At 70.3% G+C, this 21695-nt stretch carries 19 protein-coding genes and 1 pseudogene; 5 read left to right on the top strand and 15 right to left on the bottom strand.

Translation table 11 applies throughout. From position 1 onward, the window contains the following. Nucleotides 1-129: 129 nt before the first annotated feature. Nucleotides 130-2685, top strand: a complete 2556-nt coding sequence (gene mxcH, locus HG543_RS12220) for a TonB-dependent siderophore myxochelin receptor MxcH (protein ID WP_169344901.1) — start codon at nt 130-132, stop codon at nt 2683-2685. A gap of 21 nt (nt 2686-2706) precedes the next feature. Here the strand turns inward: mxcH and HG543_RS12215 are convergent, their stop codons facing one another. The 7 genes from HG543_RS12215 to HG543_RS12185 all read right to left on the bottom strand — a co-directional run bounded on the left by HG543_RS12215 (nt 2707) and on the right by HG543_RS12185 (nt 9511). Then, the gene (locus HG543_RS12215) at nt 2707-3930 is read right to left on the bottom strand and encodes a DUF4374 domain-containing protein (RefSeq protein WP_169344900.1); all 1224 of its coding nucleotides are present in this window, start codon (nt 3928-3930) and stop codon (nt 2707-2709) included. A gap of 34 nt (nt 3931-3964) precedes the next feature. Continuing rightward, nucleotides 3965-5515, bottom strand: a complete 1551-nt coding sequence (locus HG543_RS12210; protein WP_169344899.1) for a PepSY domain-containing protein — start codon at nt 5513-5515, stop codon at nt 3965-3967. Further along, nucleotides 5512-5769 carry a hypothetical protein gene (locus HG543_RS12205; RefSeq protein ID WP_169344898.1) on the bottom strand — a complete coding sequence of 86 codons (258 nt, stop codon included), beginning with the start codon at nt 5767-5769 and terminating at the stop codon, nt 5512-5514. The genes HG543_RS12210 and HG543_RS12205 overlap by 4 nt, the downstream gene beginning before the upstream one ends. Continuing rightward, nucleotides 5769-6080, bottom strand: a complete 312-nt coding sequence (locus HG543_RS12200) for a hypothetical protein (RefSeq protein ID WP_169344897.1) — start codon at nt 6078-6080, stop codon at nt 5769-5771. The genes HG543_RS12205 and HG543_RS12200 overlap by 1 nt, the downstream gene beginning before the upstream one ends. Before the next feature lie 156 nt (nt 6081-6236). Then, nucleotides 6237-7592, bottom strand: a complete 1356-nt coding sequence (locus tag HG543_RS12195; RefSeq protein ID WP_169344896.1) for a DUF1444 domain-containing protein — start codon at nt 7590-7592, stop codon at nt 6237-6239. 96 nt (nt 7593-7688) lie between these two features. Further along, nucleotides 7689-8378 carry a DUF4276 family protein gene (locus HG543_RS12190; protein ID WP_169344895.1) on the bottom strand — a complete coding sequence of 230 codons (690 nt, stop codon included), beginning with the start codon at nt 8376-8378 and terminating at the stop codon, nt 7689-7691. Further along, the gene (locus tag HG543_RS12185; RefSeq protein ID WP_169344894.1) at nt 8375-9511 is read right to left on the bottom strand and encodes an AAA family ATPase; all 1137 of its coding nucleotides are present in this window, start codon (nt 9509-9511) and stop codon (nt 8375-8377) included. The genes HG543_RS12190 and HG543_RS12185 overlap by 4 nt, the downstream gene beginning before the upstream one ends. 113 nt (nt 9512-9624) lie before the next feature. Here HG543_RS12185 and HG543_RS12180 point away from each other — a divergent pair, with 113 nt between their 5' ends. The 3 genes from HG543_RS12180 (at nt 9625) to HG543_RS12170 (ending at nt 13080) form a co-directional block, all read left to right on the top strand. Further along, a complete protein-coding gene (locus HG543_RS12180) occupies nt 9625-10554 on the top strand; it encodes an ABC transporter ATP-binding protein (RefSeq protein WP_169344893.1) in 930 nt (309 codons plus the stop codon). Nucleotides 10555-10598: 44 nt separating this feature from the next. Continuing rightward, on the top strand, nt 10599-11345 hold the full coding sequence (locus HG543_RS12175; protein WP_246356956.1) for an ABC transporter permease: 747 nt from the start codon (nt 10599-10601) through the stop codon (nt 11343-11345). 109 nt (nt 11346-11454) lie between these two features. After that, the gene (locus HG543_RS12170; protein WP_169344891.1) at nt 11455-13080 is read left to right on the top strand and encodes a serine/threonine protein kinase; all 1626 of its coding nucleotides are present in this window, start codon (nt 11455-11457) and stop codon (nt 13078-13080) included. 34 nt (nt 13081-13114) lie between these two features. Here HG543_RS12170 and HG543_RS12165 read toward each other — a convergent pair whose 3' ends face one another. From HG543_RS12165 to HG543_RS12150, 4 genes are all read right to left on the bottom strand, one after another. Continuing rightward, complete coding sequence (locus HG543_RS12165; protein ID WP_169344890.1) at nt 13115-14704, bottom strand: alkaline phosphatase D family protein; 1590 nt, start codon at nt 14702-14704, stop codon at nt 13115-13117. A 124-nt stretch (nt 14705-14828) separates the two neighbouring features. Beyond that, nucleotides 14829-15458, bottom strand: a complete 630-nt coding sequence (locus tag HG543_RS12160) for a Crp/Fnr family transcriptional regulator (RefSeq protein ID WP_169344889.1) — start codon at nt 15456-15458, stop codon at nt 14829-14831. Nucleotides 15459-15561: 103 nt separating this feature from the next. Next, a complete protein-coding gene (locus HG543_RS12155; RefSeq protein ID WP_169344888.1) occupies nt 15562-16344 on the bottom strand; it encodes an SDR family NAD(P)-dependent oxidoreductase in 783 nt (260 codons plus the stop codon). 75 nt (nt 16345-16419) lie between these two features. Next, entirely contained in the window at nt 16420-16992 is a 573-nt protein-coding gene (locus HG543_RS12150) for a glutathione S-transferase family protein (RefSeq protein WP_171818204.1), read from the bottom strand. A gap of 117 nt (nt 16993-17109) precedes the next feature. Between HG543_RS12150 and HG543_RS12145 the strand changes: the two genes are divergently transcribed. Then, nucleotides 17110-17586: a hypothetical protein gene (locus HG543_RS12145; RefSeq protein WP_211193884.1), complete on the top strand. Its 477-nt coding sequence runs from the start codon at nt 17110-17112 to the stop codon at nt 17584-17586. A gap of 32 nt (nt 17587-17618) precedes the next feature. On the opposite strand, the gene HG543_RS12140 is transcribed toward HG543_RS12145, so the two are convergent. The 4 genes and pseudogenes from HG543_RS12140 to HG543_RS12125 all read right to left on the bottom strand — a co-directional run. Beyond that, nucleotides 17619-17858, bottom strand: a complete 240-nt coding sequence (locus HG543_RS12140; RefSeq protein WP_169344886.1) for a hypothetical protein — start codon at nt 17856-17858, stop codon at nt 17619-17621. A gap of 25 nt (nt 17859-17883) precedes the next feature. Then, on the bottom strand, nt 17884-19320 hold the full coding sequence (locus HG543_RS12135) for a M20 family metallopeptidase (protein WP_171818202.1): 1437 nt from the start codon (nt 19318-19320) through the stop codon (nt 17884-17886). Between the two features lie 137 nt (nt 19321-19457). Further along, the gene (locus HG543_RS12130; RefSeq protein WP_169344885.1) at nt 19458-20756 is read right to left on the bottom strand and encodes an NCS2 family permease; all 1299 of its coding nucleotides are present in this window, start codon (nt 20754-20756) and stop codon (nt 19458-19460) included. A 128-nt stretch (nt 20757-20884) separates the two neighbouring features. Further along, nucleotides 20885-21695: pseudogene (locus HG543_RS12125) on the bottom strand (discoidin domain-containing protein); the annotation flags it as partial.

The raw sequence follows: 21695 nt of genomic DNA, 5'->3' as shown, positions 1-21695 counted from the left end.
CTCACCGGCTACTGACACCGAGCAGCGCGGCGCCCGACCCCGCCTTGACCCGCCGGACGCAATCCCCCATATAGCCCCTGGCGCAGAGTTGATAATGCGTCGCAAAACCAAATAAGCCCCGGATAGCGGATGTTCTCGCCCTTCACGTCGCTCGCCCTGCTCCTCTCGGTGGCCTCCGCGCCGCCAGGCTCGTCCGTGCCTCCGTCCCCGTCCGAGGCGACTCCCGCGGAGGCGGCGCCCTCGCCAGCGGCAACGCCCGCTCCGGAGACGGTGCCCGTCTCCGAGGTCCAGCCGCCCCAGCGCATCGACAGCGTCGTCGTCCCGTACCCGGAAGCAGAGCGGGCGGCCGGCCTCGAGGGCGAGGTGGTGCTGCGGCTGACCATCGACGAGCACGGCGTCGTCACGGAGTCCGAGGTGGTGCGCTCGGCGGGCCCGGCGTTCGACGAGGCGGTGCGCACGGCCAGCCTCTCCTTCCGCTTCGAGCCCGCGCGCGTCGGCGGCGAGCCGGTGGCCGTGCAAATCGAGCTGCTCCACACCTTCAAGCTCGACCCGGTGCCCCCATCTGCTGAAACGCCGGCCTCGGAGGCACCCACGGCCGCGGGCACCGAGCCCGCGCCCACGGACGAGAAGCCCGCCGAGGGCAAGGGCCTGGAGACGACGGTGTCGGGCCGCTCGGAGGCGGAGCGGATGCGCCAGTCCGCCGAGGCCGTGAAGGTCATCAGCATCCGGCGCGCGAAGGCCCGCTCCGCGGACCTGGGACAGGTGCTGGCCTCGCAGGAGGGCGTGGAGGTGCGCCGCGCCGGTGGCCTCGGCAGCACCGCGCTCTTCTCCCTCAACGGGCTCACCGACGACCAGATCCGCTTCTTCCTGGACGGCGTGCCGCTGGACCTCGCGGGCTACCCCTTCGGCATCGCCAACGTGCCGGTGAACCTCGTGGACTCCGTGCAGCTCTACCGGGGCGTGGTGCCGGTGCGCTACGGCGCGGACGCGCTGGGCGGCGCGGTCAACCTCACCCCCGCGCCGCTGGAGGAGGGCCTGCACGGCGCCGCCTCGCTCCAGGGCGGCGCCTTCGGCACCTACCGCCTGACGCTCGGAGGAAGCTTCAAGCCGGCCGAGCGGGGCTTCTTCGCGCGCGCCCACTTCTTCGCCGACACCACCGACAACGACTACTCCGTGGACACCGAGGTCGCCGACGAGCGCGGCAGCATCCGCCCCGTCACCGTCCAGCGCTTCCATGACGGCTACCAGGCGCTCGGCGGCGGTCTCGAGGCCGGGTACACCGGGCTCGCCTGGGCCGACCGCTTCGTGGTGCGCGCCTTCGGCTCCGGGCACGACAAGGAGCTGCAGCACAACCTGGTGATGCGCGGCACCCCGTATGGCGAGGCCCGCTACGGCGCCACCGCGCTGGGAGGCCAGCTCCTCTACGAGAAGGCGCTCTCCCCCGCGGTGCGCCTGGACGCGCTGGTGGGCTACGGCTGGCAGGCCACCGAGCTCGTCGACGTCTCCGAGTGGGTCTACGACTGGTACGGCAACCGGGTGAACCCACGCACGGTGCCGGGCGAGATTGGCGGCGACGCCACCGACCAGACCGTGTGGCAGCAGGCCTTCTACGGCCGCGCCCACGTGGGCTGGGACGTCGCGAAGGCCCAGACGCTGCGCCTCGCCGTCGCGCCCACGCTGACGCTGCGCACCGGCGAGGAGCGGCGCCCGGTCAGCCCCACCGACCCGGACCCGCTGTCCGCGGACCGCACGCTGCTCTCCTTCGTCACCGGCCTCGAATACGAGGTGGACCTCTTCGATGACGCGCTGGAGGTCATCGTCTTCGGCAAGGACTACGTCTACGCGGCCCGCGCGCGGGAGCCCGCGGATACCGGCGGCTGGCGGAGGAAGGACAGGGACCTGCACCAGCTCGGCGGTGGCGCGGCGCTGCGGCTGCGCCTGGGCGAGCCGCTCTACCTCAAGGCCAGCTACGAGCGGGCCACCCGCCTGCCCCGCCCCGACGAGGTCTTCGGCAATGGCGTGCTCGTCAACGCGAACCTCGACCTGGAGCCGGAGCACAGCCACAACCTGAACATCGGCGTCGCCACGGTGCCGCTGCGCACGGGGCTGGGCGCCTTCCGGGGCGAGCTCAACGGCTTCGCCCGGCTCGCGGACAACCTCATCCTCCTCACCGGAAGGGACAGGGACTGGAGCTACCAGAACGTGTACTCGGCCCGCGTGCTGGGCGTGGAGGGCGCGGCGGGGTGGACGTCACCGGGCGGGCTCGTCAGCCTCGACGCCAACGCCACCTTCCAGGACCTGCGCAACACGTCGGAAGAGGGCGCCTTCAGCACCTTCGAGGGCACGCGGCTGCCCAACCGGCCCTGGTTCTTCGCCAACGCCACCGCGCGGGTGTCCCTGCGCGGGCTCGCCACCCAGGAGGACGAGCTGTCCCCCTTCTGGAGCACCCGCTACGTGCACCGCTTCTTCCGCAACTGGGAGAGCCTGGGCGCGGTGGACTCCAAGGAGGAGATTGCCTCCCAGTTCGTCCAGGCCGCGGGCGTGGGCTATCGCGTCCGGCGCGGCGGGGTGACGGTGGGCCTCACCGCCGAGCTGGAGAACCTCACCGCGGCGAAGGTCTTCGACTTCTTCGGCGTGCAGCGGCCCGGCCGCGCCGGCTGGCTCAAGGCCACGCTCGAATATTGAGTGTGGCCCCGAGGGGTGCGCTCAGCGCACCTTGACGAACTGGTAGGCCCAGCCCAGCGTCTCGAAGCGCTTCACCGCGGCGCCATCCACGCCCAGCTCCCACACGGCCGTCTTCGCGTAGTCCGCGGTGGGCAGCAGCAGGAAGGTGCGGCCCTCGATGGTGAAGGCGTAGTAGCCGCCCGCGATGAAGTCGAGCCCCTCGACGGGAGCGGCGGTGTTGGTCCGCAGGTTCACCCGCCAGAGCTTCCAGTGGTTGCCGCCGGTGATGACGGTGCGGTCCGACTGCTCGTTGATCTCCGCCTTGTCCGCATCGAAGACGGCCACCACGCCCACGCCGTTGGCGAGGTAGCGGAACGCCGCCGTCTGGCGGCCTTCCACCATGGCGGACAGCGAGCGCGTCCAGCCCGCGTCGATGTCCGTGGCGCCCTTGTTGATGCGCACCACGCAGGTGGCGGGCGCGGTGTCCTTCTTCAGCACGGGCGCGGCGGCGCTGAACACCCAGTTGCTGAAGTAGATGTTGCCCTCCTCGTCCCGCGTCGCCACGTCGAGCCCCGGGCACGGCGCGTCGATGAGCTTCTCCAGGCTGTCGTCCGCGTGCGAGTAGACGGCGATCTGCGAGCTGGGGAGAAAGTCGTAGTAGACGCCGTCCGTCCAGTAGAAGGGCTGGAACGAGTAGCCGTCTTCCCGCGCCACCACGCCGCGGTCGAAGCTGGCCCTCACCACCAGGCCCTCACGCTCGCTCGCCAGGCCCGGCGCCTCCTGGGTGCCGGTGATGGTCATCGCCGTGGGGTCCCAGACGATGCGCTTGGCCTCCTCGAGCTGCATGTACGCCGTCGAGGAGTCCACGAAGTGGTTGTGGTAGAACGGCGCGCTGGTCAGGCCGTAGTTGGCGAAGCTGAGCCGGCCCGCCTCTTCCAGCTTCCCGTCCGAGGTGACGTTGTAGCGGGTGATTTGCGGCGACTCGCCGGCGGCGACGAAGAGCATCCCATCCACCGCGCCCACCGTCGCGAAGCCGGAGTGCTCCCGCGCCTGCTCCAGGTCCAGCGAGGTGACGTCGAGCGAGTCGAAGACGCTCACGTACGTGGCGGAGCCCGCCTGGGAGGAGACGGTGGTGGCCAGGCTGTACACCGGGCCCTCCCCGGCGCCGGGGCCGGGCTTCTTGTCGTCGTCGCCGCAGCCGGTGGAGACCGAGGCGAGGAGGAGCGTGGAGGTGGATGCGGCGGCGAGACGGCGAAGCCTGCTCATGGAGTACTCCGTTCAGTGGGGGAAACGCGGTGGCTCAGGTCGGCACGGGGGCGGGCTCGTCCGGCTCCACCGCGGCAGGTGAGGTCGAGGGCGTGGGCCGCTGGAGGCGGCGGATGACGAGCGCGGCGCCCGCGCAGAGCAGCCCCAGCGCGACGAGCCCCACCTCCGTGGCCAGCACGAAGGACGAGCCCGAGGCGAAGGGCAGCCGGCCCGTGCGCACCGCGTCCAGCAGCGGCACGACGACGAGCACCGCGCCGGAGACGAAGAGCAGGCGGCGGGCATGCCGCGCGGCGGAGCGGTCCAGGAAGGCGCTGCCCACGCCCACCGCCCAGGCCGCGAGGAAGGCGGCGTGCTCCCAGCGCGGGCGGTCCGCGAGCGTGCCCGGCAAGAGCTGGTTGGCGGTGAAGACGGCCGCCACGGCGAACGCGAGTCCCGCGCAGCCACCCGACGTCAGCTTCGCGAGCACGCGGTCGAAGCGGCCCGGGGCCTTGGCGCGGCGCCGCTCCAGCCAGAGCAGGTTGCCCGCGAGGATGCCGAACGCGCAGACGAAGGAGAGCAGCGCGTAGAGGACCTTGGCGGGGAAGCCGGCCCAGGTGGCGAAGTGCAGGCCGAACAGCGGGTCCATGACGCGCGTGTACGCCGACCCGCCGCCCGTCTCGCGCGCCCATACGAGCGCGCCCTCGCGAGACACGCGCACGTGCGTGAAGGCGTGCAGCGTGCCCTCGCTCTCACCGGGCAGGTGGACCGTGCCGTTCTCGTCACCGAGGTGGTCGAAGAAGAACCAGTGATGCTCCGAGCGCGGGAAGCGCTCCTTCGCGAGCGCCAGCGCGCGGGCGAGGTCCGGCGCTCCCGCGGCCTTCCCCGAGGGCGCGGGCGGAGAGGGCCAGTCCACGGCGTGCTCGCGCGCCTTCGCGTCCCCGGCCATGGAGGTCTTCACCACCGCCGGCTCCAGCCAGTCGTCCAGCCAGAGGATGCCGCCGGTGAGCGCGAAGACGAGGAGGAAGGGCGCGGTGACGACGCCAATCACCTTGTGCGCGTCCGACCAGAGCACCCGCCGCGACGCGCCGGGACGGAACTGGATGAACTCGCGCACCATGCGGCCGAGCTGGAGCAGGAGCCCCGTGCCAATGAGCAGCACCAGCACCGCCGAGGCCACGCCCGTCACGTGCTTGCCGCCGGGCAGCGGCTCCAGGAAGTGCATCGCGTTGAGGAACTCGCCCAGGTCGCTGCGCTCGCCGAGCTGCCGGCCGGACACCGGGTCCACCCACGTGGGCTTGATGGTTCCTTCCGGGGACACGCGCCAGAGGCGCAGCCAGGGCTCCTCGTCGGTGGGCAGGGAGATGCCGAACCACGCCGGCTTCGACGCGGCCTCCGCGTCCGCCACCTGCTGCGCGAGCCGCACGGCCTCGGCCTCGGACACCGCGATGGGCGCGCGGAACGTGGGCTCCTGCCAGGGGGACAGCTCCTCCGCGAAGAGCGCGAAGGCGCCGAGGAAGAACGTCACGAAGAGGACCAGCGACGAGAGCACGCCGGCCCAGGCATGTGCGTCCCAGAGGATGGCGTACGAGCGGGGCGAGAGCTTCACGTGAGCACCAGGACGACGGCCGCCACGCAGGCGACCAGGGCCGAGCCCACCCAGGCGCGGACCGCGCTCCGGGCGAGGAGGGCAAGACACGCGGCGGTGGCCGCCGCGGGCAGGGCGGCCAGCATCGCGACGACGAGTCGGACATCTCCCGGAACGGGCAGCGCCGCCGCGAGCGCCACGCTCGCGAGCACCGCGGCCCCGGGAGCGCCAGTGACGGCGGCGGTGATGCGCCCCGCTCCATGCACGTGTGCCATCAGGAAGCCCCCAGCCACAGCAGCGCGACACCGAAGGCGCCCACCGGCAGCACCCACCGCGTCGCCCGGGGCCACAATGGCGCGCACAGCGCCACCAGCGTGGTGCCCAGCATCGCCAGCACCAGCGCGCACGTCAGCCCGACCGCGAGCCCCTGCGCCCTTACCGCCAGCACCACGCCCGCCGCGAGCACGAGGCCACCACCCGCCCTCCCCCACGCCCGGTGCCGCGCGAGCCACGTCTCCGGCGCGGCAGCCGCGGCGCCGTGGAGCACGGCGATGCCCAGCAGCACCAGCACGGTCGAGAGCGCCATCGCTTCCTCGAAATGCGGTATTGAGAATGATTCTCAATACCGAAACGAGGCGCAGTTCAACCGCAGGCCCGCGAGGAAGTCAAGGCACGCTCCCGGGCTCGCATCGGCGTTATCCGTCAATGCACGGAGCCCGGGTTTCCGAGGCGCGGAAGGACGTCAGGGGACATCCATGGCCGTCGGCTCGCGCTTCCACTTCTCGAGCTGTGCCTTCGAGGGAAACCCCGTGACGCGGTAGCGCTCGGGGTACATGCCCGGCTCCGGCATCAGCAGGAGCCCGGCGTCGCGGACGACCAGGTCCCAGCGGACGACGGCGACCGGAGGCGCCTTCGGGCCGAGCTCCTGGTCCATGAAGATGAGGACGTCCGCGCGCGGCAGCAGCGTGTCGATGCCGCTGACCCAGACGGCCTGTCCGAAGGAACGGCCGTGCTCGTCGTCCTCGGGGATGAAGTCCGCGACGAACAGGTCGGTGCCTTCGCGCGCGTGCTGTTGCGCGAGGCGTGCGCCCTGCTCCTGGTAGTCGTTCGCCCGGCTCTCCACCGCCAGCCGCTGGAGGATGCTCCGGGAAGGGCTGCCGGGCTCGGGCAGGAAGGGCTTCCACCCGTCGGGGGCGAGGCGCAGCGCGCGGCCGTCCACGGGGCGTGGCGCCTGGATGGCGGCCTGTGCCGCCTCCGCCACCGCGAGCAACCCCTTCGCGTCGCCCGAGCCGGTGATGAACAGCGTGTCCCGGTTGGGCACCAGGACCACCGGCTCGCCCTTCACCTCGCAGCGGTGAATCACCTCTCCCAGCAGCAGCCGCGAGGCGCCGTAGCTGTCGTTCGTGGAGAGCGCGCAGGCCCCCGGCGCCAGGGGCGTCAGCGGCGCCGCCCCGAGAAGCCGCAGGTTCGCCACGGCGTCGGCGGAGGCCTGGTCGAAGGAGACGCCCCAGCGCTCCAGGTCCTCCGGGGAGAGGTAGCGCATGGCATCCGGAGTGTCCTGGACGAGCGCCACGGCGAGCACCTCGCCCAGCGGGCGCCACGCCACGGGCACCTTTCCGCGGGTGCTGGGAAGGCCGAGGCCTCCGACGTGTTCGGCGAGCAGCTCGAAGGAGGTGCGCGCACGCACCACGAGCATCAGGTTCGGGCGCACCTCTTCGTAGCTCGCCGGGGAGTCGACGGGCAGGTTCACCTTCACCATGCGCGCGATCACCTCGGCGCGCCGCTCGGGTGGAGCGGCCTGGTACTCGCGGTAGGTGTTGGCGAGGAAGAGCGTCATTCCCACGCCGCCATCCGGCCCCCGGGTCTGGATGCGGAAGTGCTGCGGCTCATAGCGCGGCTCGCCCGGGACGCCCGAGGCACGGAGCGCCTCCATCAGCTGCTGGGCGAAGGCGGCCTTCTCCTGCTCCTCCGACAGCGGAGCCCCGTCGACCACCGCTCCGGGCACATCCTCCCGCCCCCCTGTGAGGACCAGCCCGATGACGAACACCAGGGCCAGGACGCCAAAGAGGGCCACACTCCACCGCGTGTTGCGAGACATGTCCGGTCTCCACCCCAGTGCGCGAGCCCGGGAGTCGGGCGCCGGGCCGGCGGCGATGGTAACGCATCGCACGGTTCGGAGCCGATTGTCGTTCGGTCAGGCGGGTGCCAACGACAGCCCCTCCAGCCTCGTCACCCAGGCATGGAAGCGGGGGCACACCACGCGGAGCCTCGCGAGTCCCACATCCTCGACCACGAGCGGACCATGCAGTGTCTTGCTGTAGCTCGGAATCCTGGCTTCCAGTCGCTTGGACGGCGCGGTGTCACGGCCATCATTCACGTCTTCGGGTGACTGGTTCGCGACCTCGGAGCGCAATTGCTTGACTCCTTTCAGGTCCTCCTCGGCATCCAGGAACCCGGCCAGGCTGTCGAGCCCGGCCAGCACCAACGCCTCGAACTCGTGCCGCTGAGCATAGGGAATGAAGCGATGGTCGCCGAACTGCTGGTACATCACCGCCTCGACCTCGGATGCTCGCTGCAGGGTGTCCCTGATCGTGGAGAGTGCTTCGATTTGGGGGAAATCCTTGGGGAGCCCATAAAGGTCGATGAGGGTGGTGAAGGCCACATTGGGGCCCGGGTTGTCCCCCATGACGCGCTTCAAGTCCCTGTACCAGTTCCGCCAGGGTCCCCCACCCTTGTTCAGCTTGGCGCCGGTGGACTCGTCTCGGCGGGTCGTCACGATGATGGGGAACGTGAAGATGGAACGCCCCTGCAGATGCGGACCCAGAACTCCCTTCACGAATCCCTCCTCGGTCGGTCCCTCCACCACGATGAAGAGGCGCTTCACGGACGCCCCCCGAGGACGTTCTTGTCGTAGAGCTCGGACAGGCTGTAGTCCTCCATCCATCCCGCGAGCTGTTCAGCGTCGAGGCGGCGGAAGGTCGTGGCCCCCTGAACCCGCTCCGTGACGACGACCTCCTGAGGCTCGAAGAGGTCGAGCAACGCGGGAGATTGAGTCGCCAGCAGAATCTGCGCGTGCGCGCTGGCGGAACGGACGAGACTGGCGAGGATGGTGAGCGCTGCGGGGTGAAGGCCGAGCTCCGGCTCATCGATGCTGAGGAACGCGGGAAGTGAGTCCACGGGCTGGCCGAGCGCGGTGAAGAGCGCGATGCAGCGCAGCGTTCCATCGGAGAGCTGGTGTGGACCGAAGATTTCATCCCGCTCATCCACCCAGTCCAGCCGCACAGTCGAAGTCTCCGGATGCGCGGGGTCGACCAGCGTTGGCTGGAGGGCCTTGATGAAGGGAGCCACGCGCCTGACGAGCTGGCTGATGCGACGCCATGCCGCCTGCCTCGCCGGGTCCTCACTGATGGACAAAGACCGCAGATAGGCGGCCAGGTTGCTCCCATCGGAGCGAAGGAAGTGGACGTCCTCCTGGCGGGAGTTCTGCCGCAGCGGAGCGGCGAGAGACGTGTCGTGGAAGTGGAAGAAGTTCGTTTTCGCCAGCCACCACCGCACCGTCTTCGCGGTCTTGCCACCCGGCTCACCCGCCGCGTCCTCCAGCATCGACTCCTTGTGCCCCGCCCCCAGGGACGTCACCTTGAATGCCGCAACCCCAACTGGCCGATATTCGACGGTCTCGTCCAGGAAGAGCAGGGTGTCACCCGCCGCATACCCCAGCCGAGCGCCATAGGCGTTCGCGCCCGTGGGCTGCTCGAACTCCAGCCGGACGACCAGCTCCTTCGTCACCTTGGGGCCGTAATGCAGGAGCGCCGAGGCCCCGCCCGCCTCACCGACATACCGGCGGAGCGATTGCGTCCGCATCAGCGCGACCATCCGCAAGAGGGACAGCAGATTCGACTTGCCTGCCCCGTTGGCGCCGATGAGCACCGTCACGCGGCCTGGTTCAAGGTCGACGCGCTGGAGCGACCTGTAGCCTTCGACATGGATGCGCGTGATGGCTCTGTTCTCGGGTGGCATGCGTCATTCTCCTCCCGCGGGGAGCGCGGCAAGGTATCCGGCTGTCCCGGGCCCCACAAGAACCCCTCAGAGGCAAGCGCGCTGCCCTCGAAGGTGTTAGAGGAAGCCCCGCCATGTCGACCCCCGCCCTCGAGCTCCAGGGACTCACCAAGCGCTACGGCGACTTCACCGCGCTGCACTCGATGGACCTGTCCATCCGGCCGGGGGAAATCTTCGCGCTGCTGGGCCCCAATGGCGCGGGCAAGACGACGATGATTGGCAGCGTGTGCGGCCTGGTGAAGAAGACGGCCGGCACCATCCGCGTCTTCGGCAAGGACCTGGACAAGGACCCGGTGGCCCCGCGCTACGACATCGGGCTGGTGCCGCAGGAAATCAACTTCGACCCGTTCTTCTCCGTGGCCGAGTCCCTGCGCATCCAGCTCGGCTACTACGGCCGGCCCCGGGACGACGCGCGCATCGACGAGGTGCTCACCGCCCTCAACCTCCAGGGCAAGAAGGACGCGATGACGCGCGCCCTGTCCGGCGGCATGAAGCGCCGGCTGCTCATCGCCAAGGCGCTGGTGCACAAGCCCCGCCTCGTCTTCCTCGACGAGCCCACCGCCGGCGTGGACGTGGAGCTGCGCCGCGACTTGTGGACCTACGTGCGCAAGCTGGCCGCGGACGGCACCACCATCCTCCTCACCACGCACTACCTCGAGGAGGCCGAGGAGCTGGCGGACCGCGTGGGCATCATCAACGAGGGCCGCCTGCTGATGGTGGAGGACAAGGCCACCCTGCTGCGCCGCTTCGGCGAGCGCCGCGTCGTCGTCACCTTCGAGCACCCCCAGACGGCCCTGTCCGAGGCCGGCCGCCGCTTCGCCGCCCGCCTGTCCGAGGACGGCCGCACCCTCACCTACGTCGAGCGCGAGGGCTGCGCGCCCTCCGGTGAGCTGCTCCGCGCGCTGTACGCGGAAGGGCAGCCCATCGCCGACGTGGAGACGCGCCGCTCGCGCATGGAGGACGTGCTCATCGAAGTCCTGCGGGGCCGCTCCCAGGCCGCCTGACAACCCCCGCGCTCCACACCCTGCCCACCATGAACGTCCTCGGGATGCAGACGCTGTTCGCGAAGGAGGTCCGCCGCTTCATGCGGGTGCCGGGCCAGACGGTCCTCTCGCCCCTCATCAGCACCACGCTGTACTTCATCGTCTTCGGCTACTCCATCTCCGGCCGCATCCAGACGGTGGAGGGCTCGCCCTACCTGCACTTCATCGTGCCCGGGCTCGTCTTCCTCGGCATCGCCAACAACGCCTTCCTCAACAGCTCCTCGTCCCTGTTCATCACCAAGATCCAGGGCACGGTGGTGGACCTGCTGGTGTCCCCGCTGGGGCCCGGCGAGCTGATGGCCGGCTTCATCGGCGGCGCCATGGTGCGCGGCCTCGTGGTGGGTGGCCTCACCTGGGCCGTGGCCGCCGTCTTCACCGGCTTCAGCCTGGAGCACGCGTGGGTGGCCGCCTACTTCCTGCTTCTGTCCTCCTACGTCTTCAGCGTGCTCGGCATGCTCGCGGCCGTGTGGGCGGAGAAGTTCGAGCAAATCAACTTCTTCCCGACCTTCGTGATGCTGCCCCTCACCTTCCTGGGCGGCGTCTTCTACTCGGTGCGGGAGCTGCCCTCGCCCTGGAACGCCATCAGCCTCTTCAACCCCATGGTCTACATGGTGGAGGGGCTGCGGTACGGGCTGCTCGGCCGCAGCATCTACCCCCCCCTCATGGGCGGGGCCATCCTGGCCGGCGTCGCCGTGGTGGCCACAGTTGTCACCTATGGAGTGTTGCGTTCCGGTTACAAGATGAAGGCGTGAGCCCTACATCGACTGGACTCCTGCCCCGCGGGACGAGCCTTCTGTGGGGTTATCCATGACTTGGCATTTCCCACCCGGTGAGAAACAGGGATAGTCTCGCCGGACAATCATGGCGGTGCCATTCGGTAAGTACGAGCTGTTGCGGAAGATTGCCTCCGGCGGAATGGGGCAGATCTTCCTCGCGCGCGAGCACGGGACGGGATTCGAGCGGCTGGTGGTCCTCAAGCTCATCCTCCCCCACCTCGCCGAGGACGATGAGTTCCTCACGATGTTCCTCGAGGAGGCGGGGCTGGTGGCGCGGCTGACGCACCCCAACCTCATCACCATCCTCGACCTGACGGAGATTGAAGGCCGGCACTGCCTGGCCATGGAGTACGTCCAGGGTGACGACGTGCGTCGTCTGGACAAGTTCTCCCGAGCGCATGGCAAGCCGCTGCCGGTGGGACTCATCCTGCGCATCATCGCGGACGCGGCGGCGGGGCTGGACTACGCGCACCAGGCGCGTGACGCGCAGGGCCGTCCGCTGCGGCTGGTGCACCGCGACGTGTCGCCGCAGAACATCCTCGTCGGCTTCGACGGCGGGGTGAAGGTCATCGACTTCGGTGTGGCCAAGGCGGCCACCAGCAGCCAGAACACCGCCACGGGCGTGCTGAAGGGGAAGTACCCCTACATGTCCCCCGAGCAGGCGAACGGGCTGACCATCGACGCGCGCAGTGACTTGTTCGCGCTGGGCGTCGTCATGTGGGAGCTGCTCACGGGCAAGCGCCTCTTCAAGGGCGAGTCGGACCTGATGACGCTGCGACTGGTGAAGGACTGCCAGGTGCCGCGGCCGTCGCAGCTCAACCCCAGGCTGCCGCCGGGGCTGGATGACATCCTCCTCAAGGCGCTGGCGCCCACGCCGGAAGCGCGCTACCGCGACTGCGGGGCCTTCCGGCTGGCGCTGGAGGACTACGCGCTCAACCTGCGGCTGCCCTCCAGCAGCGCGCACCTGTCCGCGTACCTGCGGGACGTGTACGCCGAGCGCATCGCCACGGAGGCGGACCCGGCGAAGCTGGACCAGCTCGCCGAGGACGCGGACCTGGACTCGCGCTCCAACTCGTCGTTGAGCGGCGTGCCCGGCGCGCCGCGCTCGGCGGTGTCGCGCGTGGCCGGCCGCTCGCCGCAGGGCGCCGTCCCGGGGACGCGCTCGCGTCAGGCGGAGCAGGCCGCGCAGCCCGCGCGGGAGAAGACGCGGGGCACCGCGGCGTTGGACGCCCGGCCCGCCGAGCAGCGGCGCATTCCGTGGGTACCGGTGGTGGTGGCCGGCGCGGGCCTGCTCATCGCGGGCGCGGCGATGGGCTTCCTCCGCACGCCCGAGGCCACGCCCCCAGCGCAGCCGCCGCCCCAGGTCGCCGTGGCGCAGCCGGCCGCGAACACCCGCCCCGCGCCCCAGGAGGCGCCGAGGCAGCCGCCCGCCGTGCGCGTGAAGCTGCCCGTCATCACCGAGCCGCCCGGGGCGAAGGTCAGCGTCAACGGCACGGAGCTCGGCGAGCCGACGCCCACCAGCCTGGACCTGCCCCCGGACGCCGCGCCGGTGTCGGTGACGGTCGCGCTGAACGGATACGAGCCGGTGACTCAGCAGGTGTCCGCCAAGGACGACGCGCTGCGACTGGAGCTGAAGCGCGTGTCGGGCAAGACGGGCGGCTCGGCCACGAAGAAGACGGGCGGCAACCTGGGCATCAAGACGGGCCGCTGAGCCCCGCGCTCTCGCCCTTCCCGGGGCGGAGCGCCTACTGGAAGCCCGACTCGAACAGGAGCTTCGGTTCGTCCGGGGTGTCCTCGTCCTCGCCGTACAGCTTGAAGTTGAGCCGGGCCTCGTCACCGTCGATTTCCACCTCGATGGCGCCCACGTTGAGGCCGCCCACCGGCTGCTCGAAGACGCGCGCGAGGTTGCCGCCCAGCAGGTGGATGCGCGCCGAGCGCCCGTCCAAATCAGACATCACGAAGTGCGTGCGCGGCAGGTGGCGTGCCAGGTGCCAGTCGAGCGACGACAGCTTGTGGGTGATGGAACTCGACACGAACTGGTACAGCGACGTCGGCGGGTCCGTGCGCCAGTCGCACCGGGCCGCGTAGCCCACGTGCACGTCGCCGCCCACGAGCACCACTCGCTGCCTCGGGTGGCGCAGCTGGTGGTGCTTGATGAGCTCCAGCAGGCGGCAACGGTCGGCGCGGTACTGCGGGTGCACCCACCGGTCATGCGCGTCCTCGCGGAAGCTGCCCGGTACGTAGCGGGCCAGCCGTGACAGCCAGCCCGGCATGAAGAACGGCGGCACGCTCACCACGATGAATAGCACCGGCGCGTCGGCGTTCGCGTTCAGCCACGTGGCGAAGTGCTCCAGCTGGTGCGGTGCGAAGACGCGCGCATGGTCCCCATCCGCCGAGCGCCGCTCGGAGCGCACGTCGAGCACGTAGCCCGCGGCGGCGCCGTACTCGAAGGAATAGTCGTAGGGGCCGTCGTCACCGGGCCGCATCGGCTCCACGCGCGAGTGCTGGTAGTCGCGGTAGGCGGCCTCGGCCGCGTCGCGCAGGTGGCGCCACTTCGCGTGGTGGTGCTCGGGCAGGGAGCCGTAGTTGTCGGCCACCTCGTGGTCATCGAGGATGGGATAGCCGGGGAAGCGCGCCTGGAGCGCGAGCCAGTCCGGGTGGCCCCAGTTGCGCCGGTAGCGCGCGTGATACACCGCGCGCGCCTCGTCGTGCGTGCACTCCAGCAGGCTGGCGCGGCCCGGCGGCCCCACCTGCTTGAAGTACTCCGGGTCGAAGAGGGACTGCGACTCCGGGAAGTCCGCGTAGAGCTGGTCCCCCGTCCACAGCACCTGCTTCACGTCGCAGCGCTCCCAGGCGACGCGCGCCACGCGCAGCATGCGGATGCCCATCTCGTGCATCCGCCCGTCCTGGTCGAAGGGCTGGTGGCAGCTCGCCACGCCGATGCAGAAGCGCCGGGGCATCTGGGCGCGCCGCGCGGGGAGCGTCTCGAAGCGCCCCTCGCCGACGAGCACGCCATCCGCGCGGCGGATGCGGAAGCCGTAGCGCGTCACCGGCTCCAGCGGACGCGCGCCGGGGATGTCGTCCGGATAGGCGAAGGAGAAGGTGTGGTCGGCCTGGGAGCGGTCCCCCATGTCGAAGGCGAAGGCGACTCCCTCCGAGGGTGCCGCGTCCAGCCACAGCTCCAGGCGGTGGACGCCGCCTCCCGGCGAGCGCATCCACAAGCGAACTCCGCGTGGGCTCACGCGGCCCGCCGCCACGGCGCGGTCCATCACCGGCAGCTCCATCTCCATGAGGGCACAGTGGGGACGGCCAGGGCTGGGGACCAGCACCCGCATGGCCGCGCGCCGCGGAGACACATGCCCGGCCGCTGTCAGGCGTGCCAGGCAGGGCCCGCTCTCGAGGTTCCCACCGCGCCCCGGGAGGAGGCGCCCCTGGGCCCGCCGGGTCGCCTGCTCTCCACTAACGGGCTGAACGCGCCGGCCGCTTCACCAACCCGAGCCGTCCGCGAATCCGGCTCAGCGCCACCGGCGTCACGCCGAGGTACGAGGCCACGTGGTAGTCGGGGATGAGCGCCTGGACATCCGCGAACTCCCGCAGGAACTCGAGGTACCGGTCCGCCGGGCTGTCGAGCAGGAACGCGGCCTCGCGCTGCACCTTCCGCACGTAGAGCCGCTCCAGCAACCGCCGCGTCGCGAGCCCCCAGAAGGCGTGCGCCTCGCACAGCCGCTCCAGCTCGCGGTACGGCAGCGTCCAGAGCGTGGAGGGAGCGAGCGCCTCCGCCGTGACGCGGCTCGGCTGCTTCAGCAGCAACGCGTCCAGGATGGCCACCCAGCCTCCGGGGCGGATGAAGCCCTTGATGAGCTCTCGCCCGTCCTCGCGCAGGTAGTACAGGCGCATGAGCCCGCTGGAGAGCACCGCCACCTGGTCCGGCGTGTCTCCATGCCGGACCCAGGTCTCCGACGCCTTCAGCCGACGCCTCTTCAGCACCTTCGCGAAGTCGCGCCACGCGGCGTCCGGAAGCGGCGCGAGGCCCTCCAGTCCCCGTCGAAGGGAGAGCAGCTCCTCGCGCTCCGGGCCCGTCTCAGCCATGGCTCGCACAGGATAGGGCTTCAGGGAGGGCGCATCATCACCTTCTGCGTCACGTCCCCGGACAGCGCGAACGCGGCGGCGGCGAATTTCGGCGGGCCGTTCATCAGGGGGGTACCCCGCCCGCCGGCAGCTCCGCCGTGTGGCGCGGCGCGTCCTCGCGGTTCATCACCCGCGCCAGCAGTCCGGGCGCCACGCGCAACAGGAAGGGCAGCAGCCGCGTCTTCCCCACGTGGACCACGGAGGCGCCGCTGGCAATGCCGTCGTGAATCTGCTCGGCCGTGGCGGCGGGGCTCAGCTTCCCGCTCCCCCGGCCCGCGGTCATCCGCGTGTCGACGAGCGGCAACACCACCTCCACGAAGCGAGCCCCCGGCCGCTGCAGCAGCGCGGACCGCGTGTACATGGAGAGCGCGGCCTTCGTCGCGCAGTAGACCGGCGAGCGGGACCGGGGGATGTACGCCAGCCCCGAGGAGACATTCGCGATGAAGCCACCCCGCGAGGCTACCTCGGCCAGCACGGCGTGCCCGAGCGCGAGCGGCGCCACCAGGTTGATGCGCACCTCCTCGTCGAGCCGGTCCTCCAGCGCCCCGGCCTCCGACACCCCATAGGCGTGCTGGATGGCGGCGTTGTTGATGAGTCCCTGCACGGGCCCCACCTCGCGCCGCACCGCCTCGAGCAGCCGGCGCCGCTCCTCGGCGCGCCCCACGTCGCAGACGAAGCCCCGCGCGCCGGAGACCTCCCGCTCCAGCGTGCGCAGCTCCTCCTCGCGCCGCGAGCACGTCGCGACCCGCCACCCCTCGCGCGCGTACTTCTCCACCAGCGCCCGGCCCACGCCATGTGTGCCGCCGGTAATCAACACCACCTTCGCTTCCCCGAGCGTCCTGGCCATACCGCCTCCTGACGCTCGAGGTTGTACGGGCCCGTCCGCCCGGTCTCATTAACCCGGGATAACGCGCGTGCGCGCTCAGCTCGGCCTCAGCCCCTTGGGCCGCTGCAGCAGCCGGTCCACGTAGGCGTCAATCGACGGGCGGCCGCTGCGGTGGCCCTGGATGCGGGCCCAGATGAACATCGAGCCAATCATCACGTCCGCCGCCGTGAACCAGTCGCCAAAGAGCCACGGCCCGTTGCCCAGCTCGCGCTCCACGGCGTTCAGCGCGGAGGTGAAGTCCGTCCAGCCCCGCTGCGGCGGCGTCTCCAGGTTCATCAGGAAGTCGCCCATGGACGGCTCCAACTGCGACGTCGAGTAGACCACCAGCGACAGGTACCGCCCGCGCTCCGGCGCGTCCGGCTTCGGTGCGAGCCGGGCCTCGGGGAACTTGTCACCGAGGTACAGGCAGATGGCCGCGTTCTCGAACAGCCGCGCCTCGCCGTCCACCAGCGCGGGCAGCTTGCCGGCGGGGTTGATGGCCAGGAACTCCGGCGACTTGTGCTCGCGCTTCTGCAGGTCGACGTGCACCAGGTCGTACTTCGCGCCGCACTCGTCCAACATCCACTTCGCGATGACCGCGCGACTCTGGGGATTGAAGTAGAGCTTCATCGGGATTCCTCCAGATAGGGAACACAGGGCACTGCTGTTTCCATCTTGTTGCCCAAGCAACCCGGTTTTGTAGGACTATGCGGACTTCACCCCTGACAAGGAAGGTTGTCCGTGAGCATGCGTTCGTCGCTTGTCGTGGCTGTCCTGGGTCTCTCCGTCTCCTCCGTCGCCGTCGCGCAGACCTCCAACCGGGGCTTCGTCGACATTGCCAGCTACCTGACGTCCGAGGCGGACATCACGGCCTGGTACACGCTGCGCTCCAACCTCACGCAGAACTTCGACGACATCTGCGGCGACACGTTCTGCGAGGGCGACTACAGCAACATCCAGTCGCTGCGCTTCCGCTGCTCCGTCAACCAGCGCTCGGGCAACATTGGCCAGTGCGTGTGGGTCTTCGCCGCCAGCAACGAGGAGGTGAACTACTTCACCGGCGCCATCACGGTGGAGACGCAGTCCTTCACCTGCCCCATCGCCGTGGCCCCTGGCACCTCCGTCAGCGCGTTCCTGTCCGCGCTCTCCGGTCCCTCGCCGCTGTACGCGACGGTGCCGGGCACCGGGCAGACCGTCTACGACAACCTCATCGGCTGCCTGTAGTCGGCCGCTCCCTGGGGTGCGCTGGGGACGTGCTACCAGCGCACCAGCAGGTCGAAGCGCGTGGGTGAGACTTCCTGGAGCTCCATCTGGGGCAGCACGTGGGTGGCGCGCACGCCCTCGTCGATGAGGCCCGCGGTGAACTCGGCAGGGCCTCCATCTTCAGGTAGCTCGGGTACTTCTTGAGGTAGCGCACCGGGCCCAGCAGCGAGATGCCCACCGACAGCGCCCCGGTGCAACCCGGGAACAACAAGGCCCGCGCGGCGAAGCGCCACGCGGGCCCGTGGGACGGCTTTCCGCCTACCGCTGGAAGTGGTCGGCGATGACGCTGGCCACGCAGCAGGTGAGCTTCTTGCCGGTGGGGATGTGGAGGAACTCGTTGGGCCCGTGCGCGTTGCTGCCCGGCCCGAGCAGGCCGGTGATGAGGAACTGCGCCTCGGGGAAGCGCTCGCCCAGCATGCCCATGAAGGGGATGGTGCCGCCCTCGCCCATGGCCATGGCCGACCGGCCGAAGTACGTGGAGGAGGCGGACTCCACCGCCTTGGACAGCCAGGGCGACAGCGGGGGCGCGTCCCAGCCGACGCTGGCCTTCTCACCCTCGAACGTCACCTTGGCGCCGTACGGCGGGTCCTTCTCCAGCGCCTCCTTCAGCGCCTTCATGCCCGCCTTCGGGTCCAGCCGCGGGGGGATGCGCATGGACAGCTTGAAGGTGGTGAAGGGCCGCAGCACGTTGCCCGCGTTGCTCAGGGGCGGCATGCCGTCCACGCCCGTCACCGCCAGCGCCGGGCGCCAGGTGCGGTTGAGCACCAATTCCGCGCCGTCGTTCGACACCGGGCGCGAGCCGGGCACCCAGGGGAACTTGGTGAAGACCTCCTTCTCCAGCACCTTCGCCGCCTCGCGCGCCTGCTGGCGCCGGGCCTCGGGAATCTCGACGTGCAGGCCCTCCACCTTGATGTTGCCGGTGGCCTCGTCCTCCACGCGCGACAGCAGCTGCCGCAGGATGCGGAAGGACGACGGGACGATGCCCGTCGCGTCACCCGAGTGCACGCCCTCGGTGAGGATGTCCACGCGCAGGTTGCCGCCGACGATGCCGCGCAGCGACGTGGTCATCCAGAGCTGGTCATAGTTGGCGCAGCCCGAGTCCAGACACACCACGAGCGACGGCTTGCCGATGCGCGGCGCCAGCGCCTCGATGTAGGCCGGCAGGTCGTAGCTGCCGCTCTCCTCGCACGCCTCGATGAGCACCACGCAGCGCGCGTGCGGCAGGCCCTGCTCCTTCAGGAGGCGGATGGCCGCCAGCGAGGCGAAGGCGGAGTAGCCGTCGTCCGCGCCGCCGCGGCCGTAGAGCTTGTCGCCCTCGCGCACCGGCGTCCACGGCGTGAGGCCCTCGCGCCAGCCGGTCATCTCCGGCTGCTTGTCGAGGTGGCCGTACAAGAGGACGGTGTCGTCACCCTTGGTGCCCGGCACCTCCATGTAGATGACGGGGGTGCGGGGGTTGCCCTTCTCGTCCTTGAGGCGGATGACCTCCAGCTCCAGGCCGGGCAGGTGCTGGGCCTGCGCGCGGCACCAGTCCGCGATGAGCTGCACCGCGGCTTCCATGTGGCCGGACTTCACCCAGTCAGGGTCGAAGGAAGGCGACTTGTTGGGGATGCGGATGTAGCGCTCGAGCGCCGGGAGGATTTCCTTCTCCCAGATGCGGTCGGACGACGCGGTGGCGGTCTGGACGTTCATGGCCATGGCGGGCGAATGGAGAGCACGGATGAGGGCGTGTGTCGACTACGGGAACCCCGGAGACAGGCCGGGGAAGCCCCCGTCTCCCAGCCTACTCCGCCCCGGGGCTGATGGCGCCCATTGAAAGCCCTGTCGGCCGCCCCTCAGGCGAACGCGTGGTACACGCCCAGCAACACCGCCAGGACATACAGCACCGGGTGGGCGTCCCGCGGGCGGCCCATCAGCAGTTTGAGCACCGCATAGCTGACGATGCCCGCCGACACGCCGTGGGCGATGGAATAGGTGAAGGGCATCAGCGCCACCGTGAGGAAGGCCGGTAGCGCCTCGTCGAAGCGGGTCCAGGGCACCTCCACCGCGCCGGACATCATCATCGCCCCCACCGCCACCAGCGCGGGCGCCGTGGCCACCGCGGGGATGGAGGTGAGCAGCGGCGTGAAGAAGAGCGCCAGGAGGAACATCCCGGACACCGTCACCGCCGTGAGGCCGGTGCGCCCGCCGTCCTCCACGCCCGCGGCGGACTCGATGTACGTGGTGATGGCGCTCGTCCCCAGCGCGGCGCCGGCCATGGTTCCCACCGCGTCCGCGACGAAGGCCTTCCCCGCGCCCGGCAATTCACCCTTGGGCGTGAGGAAGCCGCCCATGCGCCCCATGCCCAGCAGCGTGCCCGCCGTGTCGAACACGTCCACGAAGAGCAGCGCCAGCGTCACGCCCAGCACCTTCGCGCTGAACAGGCCACTGAAGTCCAGCGCGCCCAGCGTCTCGCGCGGCAGGGAGGGCCAGCGAAAGATGCCGGACGGGCCCGGCGCCAGCCCCAGCGCCCACGCTCCCACCGCCACCGCGGCGATACCGATGAGCAGCGCCCCCTTCACCCGCCGCGCCACCAGCGCGCCGATGAGGAGCAGCCCCGCGAAGCCCAGCAGCACGCCACCCTCGTGCAGGTTGCCCAGCTGCACCAGCGTGGCGGGGCTCGCCACCACCATGCCCGCGTTGCGCAGGCCGATGAGCGCCAGGAACAGGCCGATGCCCGTGGTGGTGGCCAGCTTCAGCGACTCGGGGATGGCGTTGATGAGCACCGTGCGCACGCCGCCGAAGGACAGGAAGAGGAAGATGAGCCCTTCGGCGAAGACGGCGGTGAGCGCCACGCGCCAGTCCACGCCCAGCCCCTGCACGATGCCGTAGGTGAAGTAGGCGTTGATGCCCATGCCGGGCGCGAGCGCGAACGGGAAGTTGGCGTACGCGCCCATGATGAACGTGGCCACCGCCGAGCCCACCGCCGTGGCGAACACCACGTCGTCCGCCGGCATCCCCGCCTCCGCGAGGATTTGCGGATTGACCAGCAGGATGTACGCCATCGTCAGGAACGTCGTCACGCCGGCCCGCAGCTCCGTGGCCACGGTGGTGCCGCGTTCCTTGAGGCGGAACCAGCGCTCGAGGGCTTCCATGCCGGGCATCTTCACCCCGCCCGACGCGGCGCCCAAGCCCGAAGCCCGCCCCCGCACGCGAAAAGGGCGCGAGGAGACAATGCCCCCGCGCCCTCGTGTTTCAGTGAATCAATTCAGGCCAGCCGGGACTACGGCTGGATTTCGCGGACCGACAGCCACTTGAAGTCCACGTCGTTGGCGTTGTCCCAACGGAACGTGGCGATGGGACCGCCCCACGTAATGGGCATGGCCCCCACGGCGCCGCCGCAGTGCTGGGCGTCGCCGCCCCAGGCGCCGGAGTCCATCATGTCGTAGACCTTCTTCCAGGTGACCTTGTCGGCGTTCTCGTTGACGTACATCTCCAGGCGCACGGCCTCCTTGCCGCTGACGGTGGTGTTGCGCATCACCGCCTTGAAGCCCACCCAGCGGCCCTTGAGGGCGGTGGTGGCGGACTTGTAGGACGCCTGCTCGTAGGAGACGTGCCACGTCTCCTTCTGCCAGCGGGCGCGGCCGTCATAGTGCAGGCCCGCCTTGTAGCTGCTGCCCTCGCAGCCGGAGTTGTTGTCGTTGTGCTTGCCGCCGCGCGCGTACCAGTCGAAGTTGTCCGAGCCGTCCTGCGCCGCGTTGAGCTTCACGAAGCCCGTCATCTCCACGTTCTTCCAGTCGTTCGCGGCCTGCATGTAGCCGCGGCTGGCCAGCACGTCCCGGTCGTACGTGGGAATCCTGGACGAGCTGTAGCCAGTGGACGTGAAGACGGACATGCGCACCTGGCTGTTCTTCATCTTCCAGGAGCCGTCCGCGTTGCGGGTGATGGTCTTCTGCGGGTCGAAGCGGCTGTCGGACGTGGCGTTGTCCGCGAGGAACCACTGCTCGCCGCTGGCCTTCGTCGGGTACAGCATCGTCACGCCGAACTTGTCCTTGCCCGGGGTGGGCGTGGGCGTCGGGGTGGGCGTCGGCGGG

The sequence above is a fragment of the Pyxidicoccus fallax genome (assembly GCF_012933655.1).
Taxonomy (GTDB): domain Bacteria; phylum Myxococcota; class Myxococcia; order Myxococcales; family Myxococcaceae; genus Myxococcus; species Myxococcus fallax.
Note: the sequence above shows the minus strand (reverse complement) of the source record. Positions and strands in the feature narration are given on the sequence as shown.